Genomic DNA, 4,658 nt, shown 5'->3' with positions numbered 1-4,658 from the left:
CACATCAAAAAATTCGCTAAAGAAGGTAAAATTACCTGTGTATATGAAGAAGGGTTTGTCACCATTAAAAAAGGAGACTGGAAGATCAGGATCGGAAAGGCAAAAGATTTCCCGATCACGATGGAAGGAAAGGCTAAATTCATGATCGAAAACGTTCTCGCAGCAAGTTTGGCATCTTATCTTTACGGTTTCGGGATCGAAGATATTTCGAATTCTTTAAGAACATTTATACCAAGTGCGCAGCTTACTCCGGGAAGATTGAACGTATTTAAATTCAAAAGCTTTAAAGTACTGATCGATTTTGCACATAATCCTGCAGGGTATGAAGCAATTGAAGATTATCTTAAAAATGTAGAAGCAGCGAAGAAGATCGGAATTATTTCCGGGGTAGGAGACAGACGTGATAATGACATCAGAGAATGTGGGAAAATTGCCGGAAGAATGTTCGATCATATTATCATCCGAAACGAGAAACATCTTCGCGGAAGAACGGAAGAGGAAATCAACGGCTTAATTATCGAAGGAATGCAGTCTTCCGGAAGAGATGTAAGCTATGAGATTATACCAAAAGAAATTGAAGCCCTGAAACACGCCATGGGAATGGCTGAAGAAGGAACCTTCATTACCGCTTTAAGCGATGTGATTTCAAATGCGATTGATCTGGTTCAGGAATATCAGGCGAGAGAATTGCTTGAAGATGATAAAATATAATCATACTATGATTTAGAAGTATCGGCGGCATCGAAGATGCCGCCGATACTAAATAAAAAGCTTCGAATTTCGAAGCTTTTTTATTACATATTTTCCCAGATAGATTTTATTTTCTGCATTTTAACCAGATAAAAATATAAAGGGATTAATTCTAATCTTATGGTAAAACTTATATTTGGAACCGTAAAAGGAATAACAAACATCATGATGATACAAATTGCAATACCCAAAAAAGCATCAATAATAGCAGTTTGTGGCGCCCATTTCTGTTCAAACCAAAGTCCGTAGGCAACAATTCCTTTGAATATAAACAGTAATGTTACAATTATTCCGGGTAAAGTGTAAGGATGATTGGCATTGATGCCGTAAAGCGACAAACTTATATTACTTAAAAAAGGTGCAATCATTAAAAAAATGACCGCAAAAAAACCTCCAATCAAAAAGAACCATAAAAATATTTTGATCCAGAGCGGCAATAAACTCCTTCTTCGTGTATTGCCCTGTGTTTCAAACTCTTCAAAAGCTGACTTTTCTTCCATTGTTTATTCGTATAATCTATTCCTCCGCAAAAAAAGCATTTGAACTTCCGATCCAGATTGCATCTTTTTTGTTAAAATCCACATTTACCATGGCTGCTTTCGTCATTCTGCCCAGATTTTCCAGTAGAATAGGACGTTCGTCATTTTCGCGCCAGATATACAGTAATCTGATCTCTGCTTTTGAAAACTCTCCGTTGATATCCTCAAAAATCGGCTCATAGTTTACCTTTCTCTGCAAAATATAGTTTTCTTTATCCTCAATGGCATCTGTAATTTCCTTTGTCGGATTTAAATTCACTCCGCTTCCTGCAAAAGAAAATAAAGGTTTTAAAACGAAATTTTCAAGGCTTTCGCTTTCCGGAAATTCATGAAGGAAGTAGCTTTTCGGAACAAACTGATGCTGTAAAAGCGGAAGAAGGAATTTAGAAATTTTAAAAAACCAGTTCGGATGCGTAACCCAGATTACATCAACATCTTCACGGAAATCGAATTCGGTTTTCAGATCCGGAATCCGGTCTAATTCGTCGAAAATAACACGATTGTAAATCCTTCTGATTTCTGTTAATTTTCCATCGTTTTCATAGAATAATTTTCTTCCGTCTTTTTTTATTTTGGTTAAACAGACCGTTTTTATTCCCAGTAATTTTTCAGTCAAAACAAAATCGATGGCGGTTTTCTGTTTTTCAGGATAAATTTCAAGAAGAATTACATGTTCAGGATTTTCGTCACCCAGAATTAAATCCTTCATATAATTTTTAAAATCTTCATGAGGTGTTTTATTTTGCAGCTCCGAAAGAAAAGGATAAACATCACAAAATGTCTGTTCAAAGACTTTCTGAAATGCATACAGTGAAGGAAAAGCCTGCAGCTCGATCAGCTGAGGTTCAATCTCGCCGTTTTCGCTCTTGCAGATCCCGAAATCTATCGTGAAAAAGTGAGGCTGCTTTGTGTCGTTGGGAACCCTGCAGTTATCAGGAATCGCCTTTTGTAAAGTCTCCTCAGGAAGATTTTTAATCTGTGTAATGATACTTTCGCTGGCATCAATGAGTTTAGATTCAAATTCTTTTGTTAAAAACAAAGGACTTTCGGAAATTCTGAATCCGGCTTCCAGACCACTTTTCTGTTTCAATATCTCTTTAAACTGACTGTATTTTTCCTGAGAAAATTCCTGATTAAATTGCTTTCTGTATTTTGGAATCATAATTCTTTTTCTTTTTGTGATTTAAAAAATCGGACAGTTTTTTGCCCGATTTTTTGTATTGATAATTTCGTGTATTACAAATTTAAGCCATTGTTTCTGCCTGCTTCAAAACGTTTTTTTTTGCGAACTGCAAAAATCTCGGCAGAATCTGTGCCTGAGTAAGGATAATCTTATCTTCATCATCCATTCTGTCTACCGTTTCAAGATACTTTTCCATTCCGAAATTCTCGATCATCGCCTGCTTGTTCTTTTCATCTTTAAGATTTTCAATCATCCCTGCAGGATTGGCTTCCGGATGAAACTGTGTTCCGAATATTTCCTCCGAAAAACGAATCGCCATTACCGCTCTTTCAAGGTTAATGTGCGGGCGGAATTTTTCAATGGCAACGATTTTCATACCCAGTTCCTCAAAACGGTCATGATCCGGTTCGATAAACTGATACGCTCTGGAATCTACTGCATAGAAAGGATCCGGAAGATTTTTGAATAAAAATTCCTGTTCTCCTTCTTCGGTTTTATGAACCGGCATTACGCCGAAAGAATACGATTTCCTTTTGCAGATATTTCCAAGTTTCCAGTGAATACTTGCCAGCTGAAAAGAATGACAGATCAGAAACAGATACTTTTTGTCGTCGCTGTACTGGTTATGTTCAAAAACATTATCCAGAAACGCAGCAAATTTATCCTCCCATTCTAGACCTTCTCTGTGCGGATCTCCCGGACCTCCCGAAGAAATAAAAATATCGAAATCCTCAACATTGGGCATTTCATTTTTAAATCTCACATCGAATGTTTCAATGCTTACGTTTTCCTGAACACAGCTCTTTTTAAATGCTTCGGAAATTTCTTTAATATTTTTAAAACCCTGATTAACATGATTGTTGTTCATGTCCAGCAAAGCAATTCGAATATCTTTCATACGACTTCATATTTTTTACAAAGTTATCAAAAAATTATGAAGCAGTTTTACCGTGTGTTATGCCATACTCTGTTTCTGAGATCATATAATCAACAACTTTCGTAAGGTCACCCGTTTCATTGAATACTTTAAGCTGTCGGTCTGCTCCGGTTCCGTTTTCAAGAATGGTCCATGCATATTCAACCTCTTTTCTGCATCCCAATTCGTCCACCACATCATCAATAAACTCAAGAAGTTCCTTTAATAAATCAGGATATGGAACAGATTCTTCTTTTCCGAAGTCAATCAGATGAGCTTCAATTCCGCTCTTTGAAGCACGCCATTTGTTTTCGTTTAACAGTAATCTTCTGTAGCTTCTGAAACTTAAATTCTGCTGATGAAGTTTATAAATTTTGGCAACCAAAGCCTGCATAATAGCAGCGAGACAAACAGTTTCATCAATTCTCATCGGCATATCGCAGATTCTGAATTCGATCGTAGGGTAGAACGGATGAACTCTGAGATCCCACCATATTTTTTTAGCGTTATCAATGGTTCCTGTTTTTACCAAAAGATCTACATAACTGTCAAATTCAGCTAAAGAATTAAAAAAGCTTGGAATTCCGGTTCTTGGGAATTTTACAAAAATTTCCTGTCGGTAAGATTTAAAACCTGTGTTTCTTCCGATCCAGAAAGGAGAGTTTGTTGATAGTGCATAAACGTGCGGAAGGAAATACCTCATCACGTTCTGGATTCTTACGCCTTCTTCACGGTTCGGAATTCCGATATGGACATGAAGTCCGAAAATTAAATTTCCTCTTGCCACATCACCCATATCGTCCACAATTTTAATGTACCGCTCTCCGTTTGTAATGGTGTTGTGTTCCCAATTGGAGAAAGGATGCGTTCCGCCGCCGGAAACTCTCAGTCCCTGTTCGTGGGCGGTTTTTATAAGATGTCTTCTTAAATTCGTTAATTCGGCTTTTGCCTCCTGAATATTCTGGCAGATTCCTGTTTCCATTTCAATCATGGATTCATGCATTTCATGCTTTAAATTTTCACTTAAAACAGCTTTTCCGCCTTCAATAATTTTCGAAACATGAGAAACCAGATCCCGGCTCTCAACATCAATAATCTGATATTCTTCTTCGATTCCAATAGTAAATTGATGCATTTTTTTTCGTGCTTTTTGTTGATATTCTTATTTTACAGAATCTTTTACGAAATTTCCCCATGAGATGTTTGGTTTTCCCGGCACATATTCTTTTGCCTTTTCGATCGCTAATTTTGCTGCGTGTTCTACGATCCA

The 4,658-nt window shown here is 37.0% G+C and carries 5 protein-coding genes; 1 reads left to right on the top strand and 4 read right to left on the bottom strand.

All coding sequences use genetic code 11. The annotated features are described in order from the left end of the window. Positions 1–711, top strand: a 711-nt coding sequence (locus WFK35_RS20825) for a glutamate ligase domain-containing protein (protein ID WP_336734410.1), incomplete at its 5' end; no start/stop codon positions are given. Between the two features lie 83 nt (positions 712–794). Here WFK35_RS20825 and WFK35_RS20820 read toward each other — a convergent pair. The 4 genes from WFK35_RS20820 to WFK35_RS20805 all read right to left on the bottom strand — a co-directional run bounded on the left by WFK35_RS20820 (position 795) and on the right by WFK35_RS20805 (position 4,523). Then, complete coding sequence (locus WFK35_RS20820) at positions 795–1,250, bottom strand: hypothetical protein (protein ID WP_336734408.1); 456 nt, start codon at positions 1,248–1,250, stop codon at positions 795–797. A gap of 16 nt (positions 1,251–1,266) precedes the next feature. Next, entirely contained in the window at positions 1,267–2,451 is a 1,185-nt protein-coding gene (locus tag WFK35_RS20815; protein ID WP_336734407.1) for a hypothetical protein, read from the bottom strand. An 82-nt stretch (positions 2,452–2,533) separates the two neighbouring features. After that, positions 2,534–3,370 carry a type 1 glutamine amidotransferase gene (locus tag WFK35_RS20810; protein ID WP_336734406.1) on the bottom strand — a complete coding sequence of 279 codons (837 nt, stop codon included), beginning with the start codon at positions 3,368–3,370 and terminating at the stop codon, positions 2,534–2,536. 34 nt (positions 3,371–3,404) lie between these two features. Then, positions 3,405–4,523: a carboxylate-amine ligase gene (locus WFK35_RS20805; protein WP_336734404.1), complete on the bottom strand. Its 1,119-nt coding sequence runs from the start codon at positions 4,521–4,523 to the stop codon at positions 3,405–3,407. Positions 4,524–4,658: the final 135 nt, after the last annotated feature.

It is taken from the genome of Chryseobacterium sp. VD8, assembly GCF_037149975.1.
Taxonomy (GTDB): Bacteria; Bacteroidota; Bacteroidia; order Flavobacteriales; family Weeksellaceae; genus Chryseobacterium; species Chryseobacterium indicum.
The sequence above is the reverse complement of the archived record's forward strand: the minus strand, read 5'-3'. Positions and strand labels throughout refer to the sequence as shown.

Excerpts from the sequence above, each read along its gene's own strand:
- WFK35_RS20820 (WP_336734408.1), bottom strand. The coding sequence starts at position 1,250 with ATGGAAGAAAAGTCAGCTTTTGAAGAGTTTGAAACACAGGGCAATACA.
- WFK35_RS20815 (WP_336734407.1), bottom strand. The coding sequence starts at position 2,451 with ATGATTCCAAAATACAGAAAGCAATTTAATCAGGAATTTTCTCAGGAA.
- WFK35_RS20810 (WP_336734406.1), bottom strand. The coding sequence starts at position 3,370 with ATGAAAGATATTCGAATTGCTTTGCTGGACATGAACAACAATCATGTT.
- WFK35_RS20805 (WP_336734404.1), bottom strand. The coding sequence starts at position 4,523 with ATGCATCAATTTACTATTGGAATCGAAGAAGAATATCAGATTATTGAT.